The following is a 23,171-nucleotide window of genomic DNA, read 5'->3' as shown; positions in this document are numbered from 1 at the left end:
ACAATCCTGACATCAGAAATCGACATGATGGCACCGCGTCCGTCTGCTCCCCGCTAGCGCGTGACATTCGAGGAAATCCCATGAACCCAACCCTGCCCTCCCGTGTCATCCTGGCAGGAACCGCCACAGGCCCCGCCATCCACACGCATGAGGCGCTGAGCTTCTGGGGCGGCGTCGATCCGGCGACGGGCTGCGTGATCGACGTGCACCATCCCCTCAGCGGAACCTGCCTGACCGGCGGCATCCTCTTCATGCCGTCGAGCCGGGGATCGTGCACCGGGTCGGGCGTGCTGCTGGACATGGTGCTCTCCGGCCGCGCGCCGGCGGCGCTGGTCTTTTCCGAGCCGGAGGACGTGCTGACGCTGGGCGCGCTCATCGCGGTCGAGATGTTCGGCAGGAGCCTTCCCGTGGTCCGCCTGTCGGCCGCCGACTTCAAGGCACTGTCGACCGCACGCACGGTGACCATAAGCCCCTCCTCCATCTCGGGCGACGGCATCGAGGTGCCGCTTCTTCCTCCGGCGACCGGTTCGCTCGAACTGACGGACGCGGACCGCGCGCTGCTGGCGGGAAGCGGCGGCGTCGCGGCGCAGCAGGCCATGCGCATCATCTGCGCGATGGCGGCACAGCAGGGCGCGACACGCCTTATCGACGTCTCGCAGGGCCATATCGACGGGTGCATCTATGCAAGCCCGGCCAATCTCACCTTCGCCGAGAAGATGGCCGACATGGGGGCCGAGGTCAAAATCCTAACGACGATGAACGCCATCTCGGTCGACCGGGCGAACTGGCAAGCGCAAGGCATCCCGGCCTCCTTCGGCGACCCCGCCGCCCGGCTTGCCGACGCCTATGTCCGCATGGGATGCAGGCCGACCTTCACCTGTTCTCCCTACCTGCTGGACAGTGCGCCGAAGAGCGGCGAAGCCATCGCCTGGGCGGAATCCAACGCCGTGATCTTCGCCAATACGGTGCTGGGCGCGCGCACCGCAAAGCACCCGGACTTCCTCGACCTGTGCATCGCCCTGACGGCGCGCGCGCCGGAAGCCGGCGTCTATCTCGACGCGCACCGGCGCCCGCGCCGCGTGCTGGAGGTCGAGGCGCCGGACGGGATCGACGATGCCTTCTGGCCGCTCATCGGCTATCTCGCCGGCAAGAAGGCGCCCGATTGCATTCCCCTGCTTCGGGGCCTTGCCCCCCTGAACCCCTCGCGCGACGACCTCAAGGCGCTCTGCGCCGCCTTCGGAACGACATCGGCGGCACCGATGCTCCATGTCGAAGGCGTGACGCCGGAGGCCGGCGGATCGGTCGCGCCAGATGCCGAGACCGCAACGATCTCGCGGTCGGAGATGGAGGCGGCCTGGCATATGCTGAACGGCGGTCCCGAAAGCGTCGAGCTTGTCGCCATCGGCAGCCCCCATGCCTCCCTTGAGGAATGTCGCGCACTCGCCGCCGCTTTGACGGCGGCGCTGGACGGTCGCAAGCGCAAGCCCGACGTCGCCGTCATCGTGACCGCCGGTCACCATGTCATCAGCACGGCGAGAGAGGACGGCACGCTCGCCCTGCTGAGGGGCGCCGGCGTCCAGGTCCTGCCGGATCTCTGCTGGTGCTCGATCTCCGAGCCGTTGTTTCCCACGCAAACGAAGGCGGTTCTGACGAATTCCGGCAAATATGCCCATTACGGCCCCGGCCTTTCCGGCCGCACGGTCCGGCTGGGCAGCCTGGCCGATTGCGTGAAGGCCGCCGTGACCGGCTCCTCCGCGCCCCGTCCCCTGGTGTAAAAGATGGCAGATATCGTCATGACGCTGGACGAGGTCGGCAGCTTGTCTCGCCGGGTCCTGCTGGCAAACGGTGCATCTTCGCAACAGGCGGAGGCCGTCGCGAAGGTCGTTGAAGCGGCCGAGGCCGACGAATGCCGATCGCACGGCATCTACCGCCTGCCCGGCTATGTCGCCGCCTTGCGCAGCGGGCGCGCCAATGGCGCCGCGCGGCCCTCGGTCACGACAATGACGCCGAGCCTGATGCGGGTTGACGGCGACCGCGGCTTCGCCCCGCTGGCCTCCGAGGCCGGGCGGCCGGCGCTGATCGCCGCGGCGAGGGCGAACGGGATGGCGGCCATGGCGATTGGCAACAGCCATCATTTCTCCGCCCTTTGGGTCGATATGGAGCCTCTCGTCGAGGCCGGCCTGGTCTGCTGGACCTTCGTGGTCGGGCAGTGCAGCGTCACGCCCTGGGGCGGCGCGCAACGCCTCATGGGCACCAACCCGATCGGTTTCGGGTGGCCGCGCGCGGACGGCCGGCACTACATCTTCGACTTCGCCACGAGCGCCGTCGCAAGAGGCGAGGTCGAATTGCGGATGCAGGCGGGCGAGACGCTTCCCGAAGGCTGGGCGATCGGGAAGGACGGCGCCCCGACGACCGACCCCGGCCTTGCCCTCGACGGCGCTCTCCTGCCGTTCGGCGGCTACAAGGGATCGGCCCTGTCCATGATGGTCGAACTGATCGCCGGCCCGATGATCGGCGAAATGACCAGCCGGAAGGTGGCGGACCTCGGCATAACGGATGGCGGGCCGCCGCCGGGCGGCCAGCTCTACATGGCGTTCGACCCGCGCGCCCTCTCGCCCTCCTCCGACTGGAAGGCGGCTGCGGAGGATTTCTTCGCCGACGCGCGCCGGCAGGCCGGCTTGCGCCTCCCCTCCGACCGCCGCCATGAGGCGAGGTCGCGGACAAGAACCGGCGGCGTCACCGTCCCCGCTTCCCTGATCGACCGCATCGAAGCGCTCTGCGCCAAGCCGGCCGGTTTCTCGACATAGGCCGCGCGTCGTAAGGGCCTTGCGGCATTCGCGCGAGAGGCGAGCGACAAAACCACCGTCAGGCGAAATCTCCATTTCTATCCAAGCCATTGAAACGGCTCGGCGAAATCGTCGAACGGCCGACACCCGGCGCGCCTTTGCCCAAAAGAAAATTCCGGCGCCGCGAATTTGATGGTTTACAATAGTAATACAATATGATGTTTTATCCTCGCTGCTGAGGAGCAGCTTTCTTTGGGAGATCATCATGAAATTCAAAATTGCACTCGCGAGTGCCACGATCCTTGCTGCCTCGATGTTCAGCGCCGCATCCGCTGCCGAGCTGACGGTCGGTTTCTCGCAGATCGGTTCCGAATCCGGCTGGCGCGCCGCCGAGACGACGCTCACCAAGCAGCAGGCCGAACAGCGCGGCATCGACCTGAAATTTGCCGATGCCCAGCAGAAGCAGGAAAACCAGATCAAGGCGCTGCGCTCCTTCATCGCGCAGGGCGTCGACGCCATTCTCGTCGCTCCGGTCGTGGCGACCGGCTGGGACGAGGTGCTGCAGGAAGCCAAGGATGCGGAAATCCCGGTCGTCCTGCTCGACCGCACGGTCGACGCCCCCGAGGACCTTTACCTCACCGCCGTCACCTCCGATCTGGTGCATGAGGGCAATGTCGCCGGCAAATGGCTGGTCGACACGGTCGCCGGCAAGCCTTGCAACGTCGTCGAGCTTCAGGGCACGACCGGCTCCTCGCCGGCCATCGACCGCAAGAAGGGCTTCGAAGAGGCCCTTGCCGGCCATGACAACCTGAAGATCGTCCGCAGCCAGACCGGCGACTTCACCCGCACCAAGGGCAAGGAAGTCATGGAAAGCTTCCTGAAGGCGGAAGACGGCGGCAAGAACATCTGCGCGCTCTACGCCCACAACGACGACATGGCCGTCGGCGCCATCCAGGCGATCAAGGAAGCCGGCCTGAAGCCGGGCACCGACATCCTCGTCGTCTCGATCGACGCCGTTCCGGATATCTTCCAGGCGATGGCCGCCGGCGAAGCCAATGCTACGGTCGAGCTGACACCGAACATGGCAGGCCCGGCCTTCGACGCCCTCGACGCCTTCCGCAAGGACGGCAAGGCGCCGCCGAAATGGATCCAGACCGAATCCAAGCTCTACACCCAGGCTGACGATCCGGCGAAGATCTACGAAGAGAAGAAGGGCCTCGGCTACTGATCTCACCCTGGAGCCCCGTGTCCGGCCTGTCGCCGGCGCGGGGCCTCCGCCAGGCCCGTTCGTCTCCCTACGAGGCGGCGGGCGGCCATCCTCATCCGGGTTGGGACCATGCAGCCTGCCAGTTCCTATATTCTTTCGGCAACAGGGATCGACAAGATCTTCCCGGGCGCCAGGGCGCTGAACGGCGTCGATTTTTCGCTGCGCCGCGGCGAGGTGCACGCGCTGCTGGGTGAAAACGGCGCCGGCAAGTCGACGCTCGTCAAATGCCTCACAGGGGCCTATCGCCGCGACGGCGGGCGCATCCTCGTGGACGGCGCGGACGCCGATCCGCAGAGCACGCTGGAAGCCCAGAACCTCGGCATCGGCACCGTCTACCAGGAAGTGAACCTGCTTTCGAACCTGACGGTCGCCGAAAACCTCTTCCTCGGCCGCCAGCCGAAGCGCTTCGGCCTCGTCGACGCCCGCGAAATGAACCGGCGGGCCAAGGCGCTCTTGGCCGAATACGACCTCGATATCGACGTCACCGCCGAACTTGCCGCCTATTCCGTCGCCGTGCAGCAGGTGGTCGCCATCGCCCGCGCGGTCGACCTGTCGGGCAAGGTACTGATCCTTGACGAGCCGACCGCCAGCCTCGACACGCACGAGGTGGCGATGCTGTTCCGCATCGTGCGCCGGCTGAAGGAACGCGGCCTCGGCATCGTCTTCATCACCCACTTCCTCGAGCAGGTCTACGAGATCTCCGACCGCATCACCGTGCTGCGCAACGGCCAGCTCGTCGGCACGCGCGAGGCCGCCGACCTGCCGCGCCGCGACCTCATCGCCATGATGCTCGGGCGCGAACTGGTGCAGGAAGTCGCAGCCGAGCACGGCGCGAAGACCGAGGCCGGCCCCCTGCGCTTCCGCTTCCGCAATTTCGGCCGCAAGGGCCATATCCAGCCGTTCGACCTCGATGTCGGCGCGGGCGAGGTCGTCGGCATTGCCGGCCTGCTCGGCTCCGGCCGCACGGAAACGGCCGAGATCCTGTTCGGCGCCGAGCGCGCCGACAGCGGCACGGCGGAGGGGAACGGCCGGACGCTCGACCTCTCCTCCCCCCGCGCCGCCATCCGCGAGAAATTCGGTTTCTGCCCGGAAGACCGCAAGGTCGACGGCATCATCGGCGACCTCTCGGTACGCGAGAACATCGCGCTCGCCCTCCAGGCCCGTCGCGGCTGGGCGCGGCCGATCAGCCGCGGCGAGCAGGACCGGCTGGCGGACCAGTACATCAAGGCGCTCGACATCCGCACGAGCGACCGCGAGAAGCCGATCAAGCTGCTTTCCGGCGGCAACCAGCAGAAGGCGATCCTCGCCCGCTGGCTCGCCACCAATCCGGATTTCCTCATCCTCGACGAACCGACGCGCGGCATCGATGTCGGTGCGCATGCGGAAATCATCCGCCTCATCGAATCCCTGTGCGAGAAAGGCATGTCGCTGATCGTCATCTCCTCCGAACTCGAAGAGCTGGTCGCCTATTCCAGCCGCGTCATCGTGCTGCGCGACCGGGCGCATGTCGCCGAACTGACGGGCGGCGCGGTCACCACGGACGGCATCGTCGAGGCGATCGCCGCCTCCGCGGGGAGGAGCGGCGCATGAGCGGAACCCTGAAGACCTACGCCGCCAGGCTGTTTCCGCAGATCGCGGCACTCGCCCTGATCCTGCTGATGGTGTCCATCGCCTTTCCGGGCTTCTTCCGCCTCGAAATGCAGAATGGCCGGCTCTACGGCAGCCTCATCGACATCCTCAACCGCGGGGCGCCGGTGGCGCTGCTGGCGATCGGCATGACCGTGGTCATCGCCACCAAGGGCATCGACCTGTCGGTCGGCGCCGTCATGGCGATCTGCGGGGCGGTCGCCGCCGCCTGCATCACCGCCGGCTACGGCCTGGCGATGACCCTCGTCGTCACCATCGGCACCGGCCTCTTGTGCGGCCTGTGGAACGGCTTCCTCGTCGCCGTGCTCGATATCCAGCCGATCATCGCCACGCTGGTGCTGATGGTCGCCGGCCGCGGCATCGCCCAGCTCATCACCGAGGGCGCGATCCTCACCTTCAACGATGCCGGCCTCATCTTCCTCGGCAGCGGCTCGCTCTTCGGCCTGCCCATGCCGGTGGTCATCTGGCTCGTCTTCGGCCTCGTCGTGGCGCTCATCGTGCGGCGCACGGCGCTCGGCATGCTCATCGAGGCGCTCGGCATCAACCGGCGCGCGTCCATGCTGTCGGGCGTCTCCACCGGGGTGCTGCTGATCGCCGCCTATGTGCTCTCGGGCCTGTGCGCCGCGCTCGCCGGCATCATCGCCGCCGCCGACATCCGCGGCGCGGATGCCAACAATGCCGGCCTGTGGCTGGAGCTCGACGCGATCCTCGCCGTGGTCGTCGGCGGCACGTCGCTGCTTGGCGGGCGCTTTTCCATCGCCGCCTCGCTGCTCGGCGCGCTCATCATCCAGTCGATCAACACTGGCATCCTGCTGTCCGGCTTCCCGCCCGAATTCAACCTGATCATCAAGGCGGCGATCATCGTGCTGATCCTGGTCATCCAGTCGCCGCGTGCGCGATCGGCCTTCGTCTTCCTCTCCCGCCCGCAGGCGGCGGCAAGCAAGACGGGCGAGGAGACGAAATGAACCCGCGTTATCTTCCCCTCACCGCCACGATCGCGATCTTCCTCATCGCCTATGCCGTCTGCATCGCGCAGTATCCGAACATGCTGTCGACGCGGGTGATCGGCAACCTATTGACGGATAACGCCTTCCTCGGCATCGCGGCGGTCGGCATGACCTTCGTGATCCTGTCAGGCGGCATCGACCTGTCGATCGGCGCGGTCATCGCCTTCACCGGCGTCCTTCTCGCCGTGCTGCTGCAATCGACGTCCATCCACCCGCTCGCCGCCTTCGTGCTGGCGCTTGCCGTCACCACGGCCTTCGGCGCACTGATGGGCGCGATCATCCATCACCTTGAAATGCCGCCCTTCATCGTCACGCTCGCCGGCATGTTCCTGGCGCGCGGCATGGCCTTCGTGCTGTCGATCGACTCCATCCCGATCAAGCACCCCTTCTACGCCACGCTGAAGAGCGCCTATTACAAGCTGCCCGGCGGCGGGCGCATCACCCTGATCGGCGGCCTGATGCTGCTCGTCTTCGGCGCCGGCATCCTGATCGCCCACCGCACCCGCTTCGGCGCCAACATCTATGCGCTGGGCGGCGGCACGGCGACGGCGCGGCTGATGGGCGTGCCGATCGGACGCACGACGGTGCTGATCTACGCCCTCTCCGGCTTCCTCGCGGGCCTGTCCGGCATCGTCTTCTCGCTCTACACCTCCGCCGGCTATTCGCTCGCCACCGTCGGCGTGGAACTCGACGCCATCGCCGCGGTCGTCATCGGCGGCACGCTGCTGACGGGCGGTTCCGGCTTCGTCGCCGGCACGCTGGTGGGCATCCTCATCCAGGGTCTCATCCAGACCTACATCACCTTCGACGGCTCGCTGTCGAGCTGGTGGACGAAGATCCTGATCGGCCTCCTGCTCTTCGCCTTCATCCTGCTCCAGAAGGGCCTGATCCTCGTGACGGACCGGCGGAGGCGGCATGCCTGACATGCGTCCCACCGGATTCCGAAACATCGACGGCTAGGCGAGGACGCACCGGTGCGAAAGAAGGGCCTTATCGAAACGATGATGAACGGACCCATGGCGCGCACCAGCCATTCCCAGGTCGTGGGTGAGCTCGGCAGGGCGATCGTCGCCGGTGAATTCGCGGTCGGCGCTACGCTGCCGGGCGATGCGGAACTCGAAGCGCGCTTCGGCGTGTCCCGCACCGTGCTGCGCGAAGCGATGAAGACACTGGCGGCCAAGGGGCTGGTCGTGCCGCGCGCGCGCATCGGCACGCGCATCACCGCGAAGACCCAGTGGAACCTCTTCGACAGCGACATACTCACCTGGCATTTCGCCGTCGGCGTGGACGAGCAGTTCCTCGTCCATCTGAGCGAGATCCGCCTCGGCTTCGAGCCGCAGGCCGCCGCCCTTGCCGCCCGTCACGCGAGCGAGGCCGACATCAACCAGATGATGCTGCTCGCCGTCGCCATGGGCGATCCGGCCCACACGCCGGAAACCCTGGCGCTCGCCGACCTCCGCTTCCATCTCAGCGTGATCGATGCCGCGCGCAACCCCTTCATGCGCACGGTGGGCAGCCTCATCGAGGCAGCGCTGGCCGGCATTTTCAAGCTCTCCTCGCCCGCTGCAGACCAGATCAAGATCGGCGACGTCGCCGCAAGCCACATGCGCATCGTCGAGGAAATCCGCCGGCGCGACGAGGACGGCGCCCGGCGCGCCATGGAGGCGGTCATCCGCGTCGGCCGCAGCCGCCTGACGGATACGCTGGTGCAGAAGTAGCCGTAGCGCTCAAACCCCGGAGCTAGAACGTCATCGCCCCATGGGCGCTTGCCACCGCCTTGCGCAGGTCCTCGATCGCCCCGTTGGACGCCGCCGGAAGCTGCTCGCCCTCAAGTTCCCGCGGCATCTTCCAGCCCGGATCGACGCCTTCCATGTTGGGCAGCTCGTGCGCGATGCCCTTGTGGCAGTCGATGCAGGTCGCCTTGCCGGGAAGGAGGAACTTCGCGTGGATATCGGCCGCGCGCTGGGTCTGCTTGGTAAAGTCCATCGCCACGGCCGAATGGCAGTTGCGGCATTCCAGGCTGTCGTTCGCCTTCAGCCGCGCCCATTCGTGCTGGGCAAGCTCCAGCCGATGGTCGAGGAACTTTTCGCGGGTGTTGATCGTGCCGAAGATCTTGCCCCAGACCTCCTTCGAGGCCTGCATCTTGCGGGCGATCTTGTCGGTCCATTCGTGCGGCACATGGCAATCCGGACAGGAGGCGCGCACGCCGGAGCGGTTGGTGAAGTGCACCGTGTTGGTCAGCTCCTGGTAGACGTTGTCCCGCATCTCGTGGCACGAGGTGCAGAATTTCTCGGTGTTCGTCAGTTCCAGCGCGGTGTTGAAGGCGCCCCAGAACATGACGCCGCCGACGAAGCCGCCGAGCGTCAGGAAGGCGAGGCTGAGCGTCGCCGCCGGCGTCGTCAGCACGGTCCAGACCCAAACGATGAGTGCCTTGATGCGCGCCACCATCACTCGCTTCCCGCCTTGGTGACGCCCATGTCGCTCATGTCCTTGAACGTGTTGTCGACGAGCGGTTTCCTGTCGGCCTGCGGCACATGGCAGGCGGTGCAGAAATAGCGCCGTGGGGAGACGTCGGCGAGCATCTGGCCCTCACGCGTCATGTAGTGCGTGATGCTGATCATCGGCGCGCCGGCATCCTGCGAGAACTCGCGCTTGTGGCAGGAAAGACAGCGGTTGGCATTGACCGACAGCTGGTAGCCGTCGATCGAGTGCGGAATGACCGGCGGCTGTTCCGGATAGGCGCGCATGCGGCGGATGTCGTCGACGACCCATTTCGGCAACGGATCGGCCGGCACCTCCTGCATCTTGTCGCCATCCGGGCCGGACAATTGCGGCACCATCTGCGCCATGGCGCTGGTGGCGATGACGGCTGCGCTGAGCGCAGCCAGGATCCAGCCTCTGGAAAGGGTCAGGCGACGGGTTCGATCTTGACTGCGCATTTCTTGAAATCCGTCTGTTTCGAGATGGGATCGGTGGCGTCGAGCGTGACCTTGTTGATGAGCTGGCTGGCATCGAACCACGGCACGAAGATCACGCCCGGCGGCATGCGGTTGCGCCCGCGCGTCTCGACGCGCGAGCGGATCTCGCCGCGCCGGGAAATGATGCGGATCTCCGAGCCCTGGTTGAGGCCGCGCTTGCGCGCGTCGTCCGCATTCATGAAGCAGCGCGCACCGGGAAAGGCCTTGAAGAGCTCGGGCACGCGCATGGTCATCGAGCCGGAATGCCAGTGCTCCAGCACGCGGCCGGTGACGAGCCAGGTGTCGTATTCGTCATCGGGGGATTCGGCCGGCGGCTCGTAGGGCACGGCGATGATCGCCGCCTTGCCGTCCTTGTTGCCGTAGAACCTCACCCCTTCGCCGGGCTTCACATAGGGGTCGTACCCCTCGCGGTAGCGCCAGAGCGTCTCCTTGCCGTCGACCACCGGCCAGCGCAGGCCGCGCACCTCGTGATAGGTGTCGTAGGGCGCAAGGTCGTGACCATGGCCGCGGCCGAAGGCGGCATATTCCTCGAACAATCCCTTCTGGATGTAGAAGCCGAACTGCTGCGCCTCGTTGTTGGCATGGTCGGCGCTGATCTCGCTGACGGGGAACTTCGCCACGTCGCTCTCGGCGAACAGCACCTGGTAGAGCGTCTTGCCCTTGTAGGCCGGGTTGGCGGCGAGGATTTCCGCCGGCCAGACCTCGTCCGTGGTGAAGCGCTTGGAGAACTCGACCAGCTGCCAGAGATCGGACCGCGCCTCGCCCGGCGCCTGCACAAGCTGGTGCCAGACATGGGTGCGCCGCTCGGCATTGCCGTAGGCGCCTTCCTTCTCCACCCACATGGCGGCCGGAAGGATGAGGTCCGCGCTCATCGCCGTGATCGTCGGGTATGCATCCGACACGACGATGAAGTTCTCCGGGTTGCGATAGCCCCTGTAGGTCTCGTTCGAGGTGTTGGGGCCGGCCTGGACGTTGTTGTTGACCTGTACCCAGTAGAAATTGAGCTTGCCGTCCCGAAGCATGCGGTCCTGCTGGACAGCATGATAGCCGGGCTTTTCGGGGATGATGCCGTGGGGAATACGCCAGATTTCCTCGGCATGCTTGCGGTGTTCCGGGTTCGTCACCACCATATCGGCCGGCAGGCGGTGGGCGAAGGTGCCGACCTCGCGCGCCGTGCCGCAGGCCGAAGGCTGGCCGGTCAGCGAGAAGGGGCTGTTGCCGGGCTCGGAGATCTTGCCGGTCAGGAGATGGAGATTGTAGACCATCTGGTTGGCCCAGACGCCGCGCACATGCTGGTTGAAACCCATGGTCCAGAGCGACATGACCTTGCGGTCCGGGTCCGCGTAAAGCTCGGCGAGCTGCTTGAGGAAGCCGGCCTCCACGCCGGTCATCTCCACCGCCTTTTCCAGCGTGTATTCCGCCACGAACGCCTTGAAGGCCTCGTAGTCCATCGGCTCCGTCTTGCCCGGATCGGCGGAGTTGGCCGCCTTCACCTCGACCGGGTCGTCCGGCCTGAGGCCGTAGCCGATATCGGTGACGCCGCGCACGAACTTCGTGTGATTGCGCACGAAGTCCTCGTTCACCCGGCCGGACTGGATGATATGGTTGGCGATGTAGTTGAGGATCACCAGGTCCGTGCCCGGCTTGAAGACCATCGGGATGTCGGCGAGGTCCATGCTGCGATGGGTGAAGGTGGAGAGCACCGCCACGCGCACATGCTCGTTGCCGAGCCGCCGGTCGGCGATGCGCGTCCACAGGATCGGGTGCATCTCCGCCATGTTCGAGCCCCACAGCACGAAGGCGTCGGCATGCTCGAAATCGTCGTAGCAGCCCATCGGCTCGTCCATGCCGAAGGTGCGCATGAAGGCGACGGCGGCCGAGGCCATGCAGTGGCGGGCGTTCGGATCGAGATTGTTCGAGCGGAAGCCGGCGCGCATCAGCTTGGTCGCGGCATAGCCCTCGAAGATCGTCCACTGGCCGGAGCCGAACATGCCCAGTGCCGTCGGCCCCTTCTCCTTCAGGACCTTCTTGGCCTGCTCGGCCATCACGTCGAAGGCCTCTTCCCAGGTCACCGGCTCGAAGTCGCCGTCCTTGGCATAGGCGCCGTCCCGCTTGCGCAGGAGCGGGGTCGTCAGGCGGTCGGAGCCGTACATGATCTTCGACAGGAAGTAGCCCTTGATGCAGTTGAGGCCGCGATTGACCTCGGCCTGCATGTCGCCGTGCGTGGCGACGACCTTGCCTTCCTTGACGCCCACCATGACGCCGCAGCCCGTGCCGCAGAAGCGGCAGGGCGCCTTGTCCCATTTGATCTCCAGCGCGCTCACCCCGCCGGGAACCGGCTGGGCGGCAGCGGGAAGCGCGATGCCCGCCGCCGCCGCCGCGACGCCCGCCGCCTGGGCCTTCAGGATGTCACGCCGCGTCAGTTCGCTGCCCATGCACCTCGTCCTCTTCCAATTCGACATGTTCGAAAACCATGTTCGCCGCGATCACGCCGTCGAGGACGGAGATGCGCATCAGCGTATCCCCGAGCACGCCGGTCGACGGCCCCTCGATGACGACAACGATCTTGCCCTTGTCGCAGCCGTGCACCTCGACATTGGCAAGGCCGGCAAGGACGTCGAGCACGCCCTCGACATAGCCGGGCCTGACGGCGACGACGGCGCTTGAAATGTGATGGCGGCGCGCCTCAGGCATGGGCGGCCTCCAGGCTGCGCGGCGCGGCGGTGACCGCGCCAACCGGACAGACGGAGATGCAGGCGCCGCAGCCGGTGCAGGCCTCGGCCGCAAGCTCGGGCACGAAGGGGCCGCCGCGCACCGGGCGAAAGCGGATCGCCTCCGCCGGACAGGCGTCACGGCAGGCCTGGCAGTCGACGCCGCGGAACGGCAGGCAGGACGACGCGATGGCGACGACATGATCGAAGCGGCCGGCGGCGCCATCGGCGAACACCGGCTCGGGACAGTTTTGCGCGCAGGCGCCGCAGAAAGTGCATTCCGCCGCCGCGAAATCGAGCGCGGGCAGACCGTCGACGAGGGCGATCACGCCGGTCGGACAGTGCTCGACGCATTGCCCGCACCCCGTGCAGGCGGCAAGGGCGTCCTGCGCGATGCCGGGCGGGCGAATGCGGGCGACCGCGCCGCGCCTGCCGCCGCCGAGGAAATGCCGCCGGGAAAGAGCTTGCTGCGTCATGGCCTTGCCCTCAATGCCCGGGCGGGCCCGGCGGGCCATAGAGGATCTGGAACATCCAGACGAGGAAACCATAGCCGCCGACGACACCGACCGCGACAATCGGCCAAATGCCGAAAGCAAGGATGAAGAAGGTGACGAGCTCCCGCCGCCGACGGGATCCGGGCATTTGGGGCGTCAGTTGTTCCGGGGCGACCTCAGACAAGCAACACGTCCTCCGATACCTATCATGGCGGCAATACTAGCATTGCCTCACTGAAAATAAAGTGGAATAAACTTTTCTATTTTACTCAAGAATATATTTGCGCAATATCAATTGCGGTCGTATCCGTAAAAATATAACGCTTCGAAGAAATTCGCATAAAATAAGCGGAAAATGCGGAGTTGATCCTGATGGCGGGAAAGAAATATTAGAGATCGATCATCTTCCGATGAAACTATTCATCGATCGCAGGCCACCGTGTCGGGTGCCCGATCTCGGTGGATACTCCACCACGGGTGATTGCCGTGCCCCCCGGAAGAAGCCCGGCCGCGCAAAGGCGACGTCCTTCCTCGCCCATGTCCGCGCGGCGGCCGACAGGCCCGCATCCAGTGCCGAGACGATCTTGCGCACATCGGCCGCCGTGATGACGAGCGGCGGCGAGAGGATGACGTTGGCGCCTGACGTCCCCCGCGTCCGAAAGCCGGCCCACCAGCGCTGCCGCACCTCTGGCCATCAGCGCCATGGCGGTGTTCTCGTCGCCGTTTCCGGTGATCGCCTCCATGGTGGCGCCGGCCGCGGCGGCGATGTCGCGCTTTGAATGATCGGGCCGGCAGGGCGGATCGCCGAGCACGCTGGCATCGACCAGGACGGCAAGGCCGCCCCATTTGAAATATAGGTTTGCATAATGAACCGACATCGCCGTGGATTTTCCCCGAGAGTCGGAGAGGCATTGCAAATCGGCCGGCGAGCGCCGAGAAATGCGAAGGCCAGACAAGGAGCAGGACATGGACAACGAAGACTTCCGCCGATGGTCGCACACCGTCGCCGACTGGGGCGCCGACTACCGCGCAGGCCTGCGCGACCGGCCGGTTCGGGCACAGACGAAGCCGGGCGATATCGCCCGCCAGATCGCCGCCACTGCCCCGGAAGACGGCGAGACGATGGAGGCGATCTTCGCGGATTTCGAGCGCATCGTTCCCGATGGCCTCACCCATTGGCAGCATCCGCGCTTCTTCGCCTATTTCCCCGCCAATGCCGCGCCGGTATCGGTGATCGCGGACTATCTCGTCACCTCCGTCGCCGCGCAGTGCATGCTCTGGCAGACGTCGCCGGCCGCCACCGAGCTTGAAACGCGGGTCGTCGACTGGCTGCGCCAGGCGCTCGGCCTGCCGGAGGGCTTTTCCGGCGTCATCCAGGATTCCGCCTCCACCGCGACGCTCGCCGCCGTGCTGGTCATGCGCGAGAAGGCGCTCGGCTGGAAGGGCAACAGCGACGGGCTGGCGACGCACGCGGCGGTGCGCGTCTATGCGTCGAAGCAGGTGCATACCTCCATCGACCGGGCGATCTGGATTTCCGGCATCGGCGAGGCGAACCTTGTGCGCATCCCCACCAGCGGCCCGCTCAACGGCATGGACCCGCAGGCGCTCGACGCCGCGATCCGCGCGGACCTTGCCGCCGGCCACATCCCGGCCGGCGTGATCGCCTGCACCGGCGGCACCTCCATCGGCGCCTGCGACCCGATCGGCGCCGTCGCCGGCATCGCCAGGGCGCACGGGCTCTATCTCCATGTCGATGCCGCCTGGGCGGGCTCGGCGATGATCTGCCCGGAATTCCGCACCCTCTGGAAGGGCATCGAGGCGGCCGATTCCGTCGTCTTCAACCCGCACAAATGGCTCGGCGCCAATTTCGACTGCTCCGTGCAGTTCATCCGCAGCCCCGAGGACCAGGTGCGCACGCTGGCCATCCAGCCGGAATACCTGAAGACCCACGGCCATGACGGCATCATCAACTATTCCGAATGGTCCGTGCCGCTCGGCCGCCGCTTCCGCGCACTGAAGCTCTGGTTCCTGCTGCGCTATCACGGCCTTGAGGGCCTGCGCAAGATGATCCGCAACCACGTCGCCTGGTCGAGGAAACTTGCCGGGCGGCTTGCCGGCGAACCGGATTTCGAGATCGTCAGCGAACCGGTGCTCTCGCTCTTCTCCTTCCGCCACAAGGGCGGCACGGAGGCCGACCGGCACAACATCGCCCTCGTCAATGCCATCAACGACGACGGCCGCATCTACCTGACGCAGACCCGCGTCGACGGCCACATCGCCATCCGCTTCCAGGCTGGCCAGTTCGAAATGACTCGCGACGACGCGGACACCGCCTTCACCGTCATCACGCAAATCGCCCGCGCGCTGGAAGGCAGCTAGAGCATTTCCGGCGAACTCCGGAAATGCTCTCGATTCTTGTTTTTACCGCATTACCCGACGCCGAAGCGATCTCGCTTCGGCTGGAAATGCTCTTGAGCTGGATCCAGGCCGTCTTCAGGTCGAGATATTTGTCCAGCGCGTGCAGGGACTTGTCGTGCCCGTTGCCGGACTGGCGCACGCCACCGAGCGGCACGGTGCCGTCGGCCCCGCCACAGGTGTTGACATGCATGACGCCGGCGCGATCTCGCCATAGACCTTGTCGATCGCCTCGCCATAGTAGCGGAACGTGCCGGCGGCGCTGCCGGGCTCGGCCTTCGGCGCCTGGTCGATATCTTCGGCGCCGGCATCTGCGATGGTCGTCAGCCTACGCCCGTCGATGGGCGAGACCACAGCCAGCACCGCGCCCTCTACCGGGTCCTGCCGGAGGCCGTTTATGAACAGCGCCTGCGGAGCGACGGCAAGGTTGCGGAGCGCCTCGATCTTTTCCTGCACAGGCTTCCCTCTAAAGACGGGTGGCGCCGGGGCGCCACCCCTGTTCTCACACTTCCAGGCGAGCGCCGAGCCGGGCGAAGGCGCCGGCATCGCCCGCCTTCAGGCGCAGGGCGCACAGGAGGCGGATGATCGTGGCGATCAGCACCAGGCCCGGCAGGAACACGGCAAGCGCGCCCTCCGCGCCGGTCAGCCGCGCCGAAATTCGTGGCGATATAGGAGAACAGCGCCAGCACCGGATCCTGCCCCGTGAAGGCGAAGAGCGTGACGACCGCGACGGCGATCGCCATCTGGACGAGCGAGCCGGCATGCGGGCTCTGGAACACCGGATGGGTGACGCCGAGCGCCCTTGGCAGCAGGCCCTCGCGGCCGGCGACATAGAGATAGCGCGCGACGCCGTTGTGGAAAGCGACGACGCCGGGAAACGGGCTCGTGACGAAGAGGAAGGTGGTCGGATCGGCAAGGCCCTGGATTTCCGGCGCCAGCTTGTCGACGCCCGCGCCGTTCACCATCAGCCGGGAGGTCAGCATGTAGAAGAAGCCGATGAAGGCGGCAAAGCAGAACAGGATGCCGATGGCCGGGGTTCGAGATCGGCGTCATCAGCGCCGCGGCGCCCATCCTCACGCCCGCGGGACGGCCGATGGGCGCGCTGGCGGTGGCTGTGCCGACACGGCCCGCATGCACGAGATCGGCCGGAAGGTCGCCGCCGCCGCCCGCGGCATCGCGGAAAAGTACTACGGCAACCGGACCTGACGCATAGGCCCCCCCTATCGCCGCCCCCGCGGCCGCGTCGCCAGCACGTTGCGGATCGCAAAGCTCGAATGGATGCGCGAGACACCCGGCATGGCCGAGAGGATTTCCTTGTGGATGCGCTCGAACTCGCCCGCATTGGCCACCTCGACGCGCAGCAGGTAGTCCGAGCCGCCCGTCATCAGGAAACATTCGCGGATCTCGGGATGCTTGCGCACCGCCGCCTCGAAGCGGTCGAGATGGTCCTCCGTCTGCCGCTCCAGCGTGATGTTGATGATGACGGCGATCGTCGCCTCGACATTCGACGTATCCACCAGCGCCGTATAGCCGCGAATGACGCCCGCCTGCTCCATCAGCTTGATCCGGCGAAGGCAGGCTGACGGGGAGAGGCCCACTTCGGCGGCAAGGGCGGCATTGCTCATGCGCGCGTCGAGCCGCAGGAGCCGGAGGATGTTGCGGTCGATCGCGTCGAGGGCGGCCATGGCAGATCATTCCAAATCGTCGTCGTTTCCTTCAAAAATCATGCTTTGACGCAACAATCAATCGCTGTTTCCTCGGCAATTTCACGATCCTTTCACTAGGCTTCGCATGATCGGCGGGGGGCTTGGCATGGGCGGCGCGATACGACAGGACGAGAACGGCGGGACGCAGGCGGCGGACGGTGCATCGGGCTATCTCGACATCGACCTTGGCGCGATGGCCCGCAACTATGAGAAGCTCGCCGCCGAGGTGGCGCCGGCGCGCGCCGCGGCCGTCGTCAAGGCCGACGCCTACGGGCTCGGCGCCGGCCGGGTGGCCGAGAAACTCCATTCCCATGGCTGCCGCCATTTCTTCGTCGCCCAGTTCGTCGAGGCGCTACGCCTGCGCCCACGCCTGGCAGTCGATGCCGCAGTCTTCGTGCTGAACGGCCTGCAGCCCGGCAACGAAAGCGCCTGTGCCCGCGAGAATATCGTGCCGGTCGTCAATTCGCTGGAACAGTGGCACGCATGGAGCGGCATGGCGAAGGCCCTCGGCCGCACGCTGCCAGCGGTGCTCCAGTTCGACACCGGCATGTCGCGCCTCGGCGTGCCGCCGGAGGAGCGCACGGAACTTGCCGGCCTCGTCGGCGCCGGTGGCGGCATCGACGTCCTGTTCCTGATGAGCCACCTCGCCTGCGCCGACGATGCAGAGAGCGAACAGAACGAAGACCAGCGCACCGAGATGGACCGCATTGCGGCGGAGTTTCCCGGCTTCGATATCTGCTTTGCCAATTCGGGCGGCATCTTCCTCGGCAAGCGCTATCACGGCGTGCTTGCCCGTCCCGGCATCGCGCTCTATGGCGGCGCGCCGACCGCCGGCCGGGCGAACCCGATGGAGCCGGTCGTCCGCCTCGACGTCGCCGTGGTGCAGGTGCGCACCGTGCCTGCGGGCACGCGCGTCGGCTACGGCGCCGCCCATGTCACGGCCGGTCCGGCGCGCCTTGCCACCATCGCCGCCGGCTATGCCGACGGCCTGCCGCGCAGCCTCTCGGGCCGGGGCGCGGCCTATTGCGACGGCGTGCGCCTGCCCATCGTCGGGCGGGTGTCGATGGACAGCATCACGATCGACATCTCCGCCCTGCCGGAAGGCCGCCTCACGCTCGGCAGCCGCGTCGAGATCCTCGGCCCCCACCAGAGCCTGGAGGACGTGGCGCGCGACGCCGGCACCATTGCCTATGAAATCCTGACCGGCCTCGGCCACCGTTACCGGCGGCAGTACCGCTGAGCCTTCTTCTTCCCCAGTGAGGACATCATGAAAGTCATCGTTCTGGGCGCCGGCATCGTCGGCGTCACCTCCGCCTACCAGCTTGCCCGCGCCGGCCACGAGGTCACGGTCGTCGACCGCCAGCCCGGCCCGGCGCTGGAGACGAGTTTTGCCAATGCCGGCGAGGTCTCCTTCGGCTATTGCTCGCCCTGGGCTGCGCCCGGCATTCCGATGAAGGCGATGAAGTGGCTGTTCATGCAGCATGCGCCGCTGATCCTGCGCCCCAAGGTCGACATGGCCATGCTTGCCTGGATGGCGCAGATGCTGCGCAATTGCACCTCGGCGCGCTATGCGCTCAACAAGAGCCGCATGCTGCGCCTTGCCGACTACAGCCGCGTCTCGCTCGCCGCGCTGCGCGAAGAGACCGGCATCACCTATGACGAGCGCATGCAGGGCACCTTGCAGCTCTTCCGCACCGAAGCCCAGCTCGACGCCTCGGCCAAGGACGTCAAGGCGCTCGCCGCCGACGGCATTCCCTATGAAGTGCTCGATCCCGAGGGCTGCATCCGCGTCGAACCGGCGTTGAAGCATGTGCGCGAAAAGATCGTCGGCGGCCTTCTGACGCCGAAGGACGAGACCGGCGACTGCTTCAAGTTCGCCGGTGCGCTGGCGGAAAAGGCAAAGGCCCTCGGCGTCACCTTCAACTACGGCAGCATCATCCGCGGTCTCGACGTGGAGGGCGGCCGCGTCACCGGCGTCGTCACCGCGCATGGCAGACTTCAGGCCGATGCCGTGGTCGTCGCGCTCGGCAGCTTCTCGCCGCTCCTCGTGCGCCCGCACGGCATCCGCCTGCCGGTCTATCCGGTCAAGGGCTATTCGCTGACCATCCCGATCACCGATGCGGCGCGCGCGCCGGAATCGACCGTCATGGACGAGACCTACAAGATCGCCATCACCCGCCTCGGCGACCGCATCCGCGTCGGCGGCATGGCGGAGATCTCCGGCTATACCAACGATCTCGGCGAGCCCCGCCGCCTGACGCTGCAGCACTCCGTCACCGACCTCTTCCCGGGCGGCGACGTGTCGAAGGCGAGCTTCTGGTCGGGTCTTCGCCCGATGACGCCGGACGGCACGCCGGTGATCGGCCCGACGAAGGTCGCCGGCCTCTACCTCAACACCGGCCACGGCACGCTCGGCTGGACGATGAGTTCGGGTTCCGCCCGCCTCGTCGCCGACCTCGTTTCCGGGAAAAAGCCGGAGATCGACGCCACCGACCTCGCCGTCAGCCGCTACGCCTGAGACCTTGCCGGCCGCCGTTCAGGACGGACGGCGCCTGGGGACCGGCACGTCGTCCACGGTGTCGGTGGCCCAGGTGCTGATCGCGTGGACCTGCCCTGGCGTCGAGTCCTGCAGATAGGTCTCGTGCCCCGGCAGGCCCATCGGATAAAGCGCGTCGCGGCTCGCCTCGTAGGCTGCGCTCTTGTCGGTGCACAGGCGGATGCGCATGTCCTCCGGCGCCACGTCCGTCCGGTTGCGCAGGTTCTCCAGAAGCCCGGCACCCGAGGACAGGCGGTCGTCGAAGGCCTGCGTCAGGTATTGCGCCGACCGCTCGTTGCGTTCGCGCTCGGTCGTAGCACCCAGGATAACCACCATGACGCGCCGCCCGTTGCGCGCGGCCAGCCCGACATAGTTCCGCCCCGAGGCGCACAGGAAGCCCGTCTTCATGCCGATCGTGCCGCTGAACCGGGTCAGCAGCAGGTTGTTGGACTTTATCTCCTTGCCGTCGATCGTGACGGCCGAGGCGAGGAAGAAGCGGCGATATTGCGGGAACAGCCGGTCCACTTCGATGCCCAGCAGCGCAAGGTCGCGGGCGGTCGTATAGTTCTTGCGGTCGAACAGGCCGTTCGGATTGGAGAAATGCGTGCCGGTGAGCCCGATGCGGGCCGCCGTCTCGTTCATGCGCCGCACGAAGGAGGCCTCGTCGGAGGCAACGGTTTCCGCAAGGGCCACGGCGACGTCGTTTGCCGACGCGGTGATCATGGCGAAGAGCGCATCCTCGAGCGTCATCGTCCGCCCCAGGGTGAGACCGGATTCGAGGAAGGCCTGCTTCGTCGCGTTGCGGGACATGATGACCGGCGTCGCGAGGTTCACCTCGCCGGCGCGGATGGCCTCGAAGACGACGAGCGCCGACATGAGCTTGGTCGTCGAGGCGGGATACCAGGGCACCCCGGCATCCTCCTCGTGCAGCACCTGGTGATTGTCGGCATCCACGACGAGCACGGGCGTCGCATGCGCGGCCGTCCCCATGAAAAGGGACGCTGCGAGCACCAGGCTCTTCCATGGTCGTCCGGCCATCGTGTTCTTGATCATGTACCGTTCTCCGCAGGAAGGCATCCTAATGCCACGACGGGCGCCGCAAGCACAAGGGTTTGCAACGGCGCGAAACCGCGCAGGCGGGTGGCGCCTCGTCAGGCCAGCGATGCCTGCCGCGTCTCCGCATCGATCAGGAAGGCCGCAATGGCCGCGGCGACCAGGAGGCCGGCGAAGATGCCGATGGCAAGGCCGAAACCCTGCTGCACGACAAGGCCCGTCAGCGACGGCGCCAGGAGGCCGCCGAGCCGGGCGACGGCCCCCGCCGTGCCCATGCCGGTCGCCCGCGACGCCGTCGGGTAGAGTTCCGGGGTGAAGGCGTAGAGCGCACCCCAGGTGCCGAGCAGCGCGAAGCTCATGATCAGCAGGGAGGCGCCGATCAGCGTTCCCGTGCCGGCGACCACGAACAGCAGGCAGCCCAGCGCTGAAAGCAGGCAGAAGCCCGTCAGCGTCGGCCTGCGGCCCCAGGTCTCGACGCCGTAGGCGGCCAGCGCATAGCCGGGAATCTGGGCCAGCGCGAGAAAGACGAGGAAGCCGTAGCCGCGGACGAAGCCGAACCCCTCGCCCGCAAGCTTCGGCGGCAGCCAGGTGAAGACGCCGTAGTAGGAGACCGAGACCAGGAACCAGATCACCAGGATCATCACGCTGCGCCGGCGCAGATCCGCGCCGAAGATGCCGGGCTCTCCGACGCTGGGAGGTTGCACCAGGGGCACATCCGCCGCCAGCGGCGCCTTGCCGTTGACACGGAGGATCCGGTCGAGAACGCCCTTCGCCTCCCGCATCTTTCCAAGGCGCAGGAGGTAGAGCGGGGATTCAGGCACCAGGAAGCGCAGGCCGATGCCCATCAGCGCCGGAATGGCCGTCGCCGCGAAGATGTAGCGCCAGCCGTCGGCAATGCCCGCAAGGCTGACGGCCCAGGCGACGAGCGCGACGATGAGCGTGCCGACCGCCCAGAAGCCTTCGAGCATGACCAGCCAGCGGCCGCGGTTTCGTGCCGGCAGGAACTCCGCCATCATCGCATAATCGACCGGCAGCGTGCCGCCCACGGCCACCCCGGTGAGAAAGCGCAGGACGAGCAGGATGGTGAAATCGGGCGCGAAGACGGAGAGCGTGCCGAAGAGGGCGTCGCAGGCGACCGTGACGATCAGCACCCGCCGCCGCCCTATGCGATCGGCAAGCCGGCCGAAGCCGGCGGCGCCGAGAAGCATGCCGAGAAAGAAGAGCGTGCCGGTCTGCAAGGCCTGCGGGACGGTGAGGCCGAACGTGGCGGCGATCGACGCGGCCGTGAAGCCGACCGCGAGCACCTGCATCGCATCGGCCGTCCAGACGAGGCCGAAAATCGCCAGAAGCCGCCGCTGATAGGCGCCGGCGCCGGCGCGGTCGAGGACCTCGTCCACTGTGATTGTCGTCATTCCGCCGCTCTCCGCGCCTGATATTAGCGCCGTACCTTAACCGTCCGGCGGGGCCAGCGGAATTGGCCGCGGCGGGAAATCCACCGTGACGCGCACTCGTGGGGTACGCCGGCGCTTGAAATAGCCGGCGACAAGTGACATATTTCAAACGACAGATGACGCGGAGAACGATCATGGCCCTCGTGGCGAAGGCATCCCCGGCAGCAGCCGGTGGCGAATTGCAGAAAATCGAAGCCCTGCTCGGCGGTTCGCGCATCCTGTCGCGCCGCCTCACCAATGCGCTCGACGCCCACGAACTGCTTCTGCACGGCCTGCCCGCCTCGGCGCTGGATCACCTTGTCGGCAATCTCGTCTTCATCGGCAAGAACGAATCGCTCGAAAAGGCGGTGGGCATGAGCCTGCGCACCTGGCAGCGGCGCAAGGACACGCCCTCCAAGCCGCTCAGCCTGGAGCAGAGCGGCCGGACATGGAAATTCGCCGAGATCCTGGCGAAGGCGACGGATATCTTCGGCTCGCAGGCGGAAGCCGAGCAATGGCTGGAGCGGCCGGCCGTCGGGCTGGACCAGCGCCGCCCCATCGACCTTCTGGGAACGCCGGCCGGCGTGGAGCTGGTCGAGGATCACCTCGCCCGGCTCGAATACGGCGTCTACGCGTGACCTTCCTGCCGATCGCGCTCGGCGGGAGCGAACTGGTCGCCTGGCGGCTCGACCAGGCCGTCCATGCGCCGACCTGGGACAGCGGCGAAGGCGCCTATCGCGTCGGCGGCCGCTGGAACGGCAAGGGCACGCGCGCGGTCTACTGTTCGCTCGACCCCGCGACGGCGATCCTCGAAGTCGCGGTCCATAAGGGGTTTCGCGCGCTCGACACGGTGGCGCACCGCATGACCGCCGCCGTCATCGCCGATAGCGGCGACGTCCACGTCGTCGATCCCCAAACGGTGCCCAATGCGAACTGGCTGCGCCCGGGTATTCCCGGCGCGGGCCAGCAGGCCTTCGGCGACGACCTGTTGCGGCGGCACCGTTTCGTCGCCATTCCGAGCGCGGTCTCGCCGCATAGCTGGAACCTGATCTTTCTCGCAGGCGCCGCGCCGGGCGCCTATACGCTGAAATTCCAGGAGAGTTTCGCGCTCGACACCCGGCTGCACCCGCCGGCCGCGTGA

General features: G+C 66.9%; 25 protein-coding genes and 1 pseudogene. 13 read left to right on the top strand and 13 right to left on the bottom strand.

Translation table 11 applies throughout. The features are described 5' to 3' along the window. The first annotated feature begins 80 nt into the window (after positions 1-80). The 7 genes from AB3G45_RS00335 (at position 81) to AB3G45_RS00305 (ending at position 8,425) form a co-directional block, all read left to right on the top strand. Positions 81-1,775, top strand: a complete 1,695-nt coding sequence (locus AB3G45_RS00335; protein WP_367828686.1) for an aconitase X — start codon at positions 81-83, stop codon at positions 1,773-1,775. A gap of 3 nt (positions 1,776-1,778) precedes the next feature. Further along, on the top strand, positions 1,779-2,807 hold the full coding sequence (locus AB3G45_RS00330) for an Ldh family oxidoreductase (RefSeq protein WP_367828685.1): 1,029 nt from the start codon (positions 1,779-1,781) through the stop codon (positions 2,805-2,807). Between the two features lie 244 nt (positions 2,808-3,051). Continuing rightward, the gene (gene ytfQ / locus AB3G45_RS00325) at positions 3,052-4,014 is read left to right on the top strand and encodes a galactofuranose ABC transporter, galactofuranose-binding protein YtfQ (RefSeq protein WP_367828684.1); all 963 of its coding nucleotides are present in this window, start codon (positions 3,052-3,054) and stop codon (positions 4,012-4,014) included. A gap of 108 nt (positions 4,015-4,122) precedes the next feature. Beyond that, positions 4,123-5,643: a galactofuranose ABC transporter, ATP-binding protein YtfR gene (gene ytfR, locus AB3G45_RS00320; RefSeq protein WP_367828683.1), complete on the top strand. Its 1,521-nt coding sequence runs from the start codon at positions 4,123-4,125 to the stop codon at positions 5,641-5,643. Beyond that, positions 5,640-6,665 carry an ABC transporter permease gene (locus tag AB3G45_RS00315; RefSeq protein WP_367828682.1) on the top strand — a complete coding sequence of 342 codons (1,026 nt, stop codon included), beginning with the start codon at positions 5,640-5,642 and terminating at the stop codon, positions 6,663-6,665. Before ytfR ends, AB3G45_RS00315 begins: the two co-directional genes overlap by 4 nt. After that, positions 6,662-7,630: a galactofuranose ABC transporter, permease protein YjfF gene (gene yjfF, locus AB3G45_RS00310; RefSeq protein WP_367828681.1), complete on the top strand. Its 969-nt coding sequence runs from the start codon at positions 6,662-6,664 to the stop codon at positions 7,628-7,630. Before AB3G45_RS00315 ends, yjfF begins: the two co-directional genes overlap by 4 nt. 78 nt (positions 7,631-7,708) lie before the next feature. After that, positions 7,709-8,425 carry a FadR/GntR family transcriptional regulator gene (locus tag AB3G45_RS00305; RefSeq protein ID WP_367828954.1) on the top strand — a complete coding sequence of 239 codons (717 nt, stop codon included), beginning with the start codon at positions 7,709-7,711 and terminating at the stop codon, positions 8,423-8,425. Between the two features lie 22 nt (positions 8,426-8,447). Here the strand turns inward: AB3G45_RS00305 and AB3G45_RS00300 are convergent, their stop codons facing one another. The 7 genes from AB3G45_RS00300 to AB3G45_RS00270 form a co-directional block, all read right to left on the bottom strand. Beyond that, a complete protein-coding gene (locus tag AB3G45_RS00300) occupies positions 8,448-9,152 on the bottom strand; it encodes a cytochrome c3 family protein (RefSeq protein WP_367828953.1) in 705 nt (234 codons plus the stop codon). Between the two features lie 2 nt (positions 9,153-9,154). Next, a complete protein-coding gene (locus AB3G45_RS00295) occupies positions 9,155-9,646 on the bottom strand; it encodes a nitrate reductase cytochrome c-type subunit (protein ID WP_367828680.1) in 492 nt (163 codons plus the stop codon). Next, positions 9,616-12,120, bottom strand: coding sequence for a periplasmic nitrate reductase subunit alpha (gene napA, locus AB3G45_RS00290; protein WP_367828679.1), 2,505 nt, complete (start codon positions 12,118-12,120; stop codon positions 9,616-9,618). The genes AB3G45_RS00295 and napA overlap by 31 nt, the downstream gene beginning before the upstream one ends. Then, positions 12,095-12,379: a chaperone NapD gene (locus AB3G45_RS00285; protein ID WP_367828678.1), complete on the bottom strand. Its 285-nt coding sequence runs from the start codon at positions 12,377-12,379 to the stop codon at positions 12,095-12,097. The genes napA and AB3G45_RS00285 overlap by 26 nt, the downstream gene beginning before the upstream one ends. Beyond that, positions 12,372-12,872, bottom strand: coding sequence for a ferredoxin-type protein NapF (gene napF, locus AB3G45_RS00280; protein WP_367828677.1), 501 nt, complete (start codon positions 12,870-12,872; stop codon positions 12,372-12,374). Before napF ends, AB3G45_RS00285 begins: the two co-directional genes overlap by 8 nt. A 10-nt stretch (positions 12,873-12,882) precedes the next feature. Next, entirely contained in the window at positions 12,883-13,038 is a 156-nt protein-coding gene (gene napE, locus AB3G45_RS00275) for a periplasmic nitrate reductase, NapE protein (protein WP_367828952.1), read from the bottom strand. A gap of 268 nt (positions 13,039-13,306) precedes the next feature. Beyond that, positions 13,307-13,768, bottom strand: coding sequence for a hypothetical protein (locus tag AB3G45_RS00270; protein ID WP_367828974.1), 462 nt, complete (start codon positions 13,766-13,768; stop codon positions 13,307-13,309). Positions 13,769-13,856: 88 nt separating this feature from the next. Here AB3G45_RS00270 and AB3G45_RS00265 point away from each other — a divergent pair, with 88 nt between their 5' ends. Then, on the top strand, positions 13,857-15,269 hold the full coding sequence (locus tag AB3G45_RS00265) for an aspartate aminotransferase family protein (protein ID WP_367828676.1): 1,413 nt from the start codon (positions 13,857-13,859) through the stop codon (positions 15,267-15,269). Here AB3G45_RS00265 and AB3G45_RS00260 read toward each other — a convergent pair. The 3 genes and pseudogenes from AB3G45_RS00260 to AB3G45_RS00250 all read right to left on the bottom strand — a co-directional run. Then, complete coding sequence (locus AB3G45_RS00260) at positions 15,235-15,498, bottom strand: hypothetical protein (protein WP_367828675.1); 264 nt, start codon at positions 15,496-15,498, stop codon at positions 15,235-15,237. The genes AB3G45_RS00265 and AB3G45_RS00260 overlap by 35 nt on opposite strands. Beyond that, a complete protein-coding gene (locus AB3G45_RS00255) occupies positions 15,384-15,761 on the bottom strand; it encodes a hypothetical protein (protein ID WP_367828973.1) in 378 nt (125 codons plus the stop codon). Before AB3G45_RS00255 ends, AB3G45_RS00260 begins: the two co-directional genes overlap by 115 nt. Before the next feature lie 46 nt (positions 15,762-15,807). Next, positions 15,808-16,348 (bottom strand): annotated as a pseudogene (locus tag AB3G45_RS00250) (amino acid permease); the annotation flags it as partial. On the opposite strand from AB3G45_RS00250, the gene AB3G45_RS00245 reads away from it, so the two are divergent. Further along, the gene (locus AB3G45_RS00245) at positions 16,302-16,511 is read left to right on the top strand and encodes a hypothetical protein (RefSeq protein ID WP_367828674.1); all 210 of its coding nucleotides are present in this window, start codon (positions 16,302-16,304) and stop codon (positions 16,509-16,511) included. The pseudogene AB3G45_RS00250 and the gene AB3G45_RS00245 sit on opposite strands and share 47 nt — an antisense overlap. Before the next feature lie 14 nt (positions 16,512-16,525). Here the strand turns inward: AB3G45_RS00245 and AB3G45_RS00240 are convergent, their stop codons facing one another. After that, positions 16,526-16,990 (bottom strand): Lrp/AsnC family transcriptional regulator, encoded by a 465-nt coding sequence (locus tag AB3G45_RS00240; RefSeq protein ID WP_367828673.1) that lies wholly within the window; start codon positions 16,988-16,990, stop codon positions 16,526-16,528. A gap of 127 nt (positions 16,991-17,117) precedes the next feature. On the opposite strand from AB3G45_RS00240, the gene alr reads away from it, so the two are divergent. Together alr and AB3G45_RS00230 are read left to right on the top strand one after the other, a co-directional pair. After that, positions 17,118-18,251 carry an alanine racemase gene (alr, locus tag AB3G45_RS00235; RefSeq protein ID WP_367828672.1) on the top strand — a complete coding sequence of 378 codons (1,134 nt, stop codon included), beginning with the start codon at positions 17,118-17,120 and terminating at the stop codon, positions 18,249-18,251. Between the two features lie 27 nt (positions 18,252-18,278). Further along, the gene (locus AB3G45_RS00230) at positions 18,279-19,529 is read left to right on the top strand and encodes a D-amino acid dehydrogenase (protein ID WP_367828671.1); all 1,251 of its coding nucleotides are present in this window, start codon (positions 18,279-18,281) and stop codon (positions 19,527-19,529) included. An 18-nt stretch (positions 19,530-19,547) separates the two neighbouring features. Here the strand turns inward: AB3G45_RS00230 and AB3G45_RS00225 are convergent, their stop codons facing one another. Both AB3G45_RS00225 and AB3G45_RS00220 read right to left on the bottom strand, forming a co-directional pair. Then, complete coding sequence (locus AB3G45_RS00225; protein ID WP_367828670.1) at positions 19,548-20,600, bottom strand: D-alanyl-D-alanine carboxypeptidase family protein; 1,053 nt, start codon at positions 20,598-20,600, stop codon at positions 19,548-19,550. Between the two features lie 98 nt (positions 20,601-20,698). Then, the gene (locus tag AB3G45_RS00220) at positions 20,699-22,012 is read right to left on the bottom strand and encodes an MFS transporter (RefSeq protein WP_367828669.1); all 1,314 of its coding nucleotides are present in this window, start codon (positions 22,010-22,012) and stop codon (positions 20,699-20,701) included. A 173-nt stretch (positions 22,013-22,185) separates the two neighbouring features. Between AB3G45_RS00220 and AB3G45_RS00215 the strand changes: the two genes are divergently transcribed. Further along, on the top strand, positions 22,186-22,668 hold the full coding sequence (locus AB3G45_RS00215) for an antitoxin Xre/MbcA/ParS toxin-binding domain-containing protein (protein WP_367828668.1): 483 nt from the start codon (positions 22,186-22,188) through the stop codon (positions 22,666-22,668). Further along, positions 22,665-23,171 (top strand): RES family NAD+ phosphorylase, encoded by a 507-nt coding sequence (locus AB3G45_RS00210; protein ID WP_367828667.1) that lies wholly within the window; start codon positions 22,665-22,667, stop codon positions 23,169-23,171. The genes AB3G45_RS00215 and AB3G45_RS00210 overlap by 4 nt, the downstream gene beginning before the upstream one ends.

It is taken from the genome of Shinella sp. S4-D37 (assembly GCF_040812195.1).
In the GTDB taxonomy this organism is placed as follows: Bacteria; Pseudomonadota; Alphaproteobacteria; order Rhizobiales; family Rhizobiaceae; genus Shinella.
The sequence above is the reverse complement of the archived record's forward strand: the minus strand, read 5'-3'. Positions and strand labels throughout refer to the sequence as shown.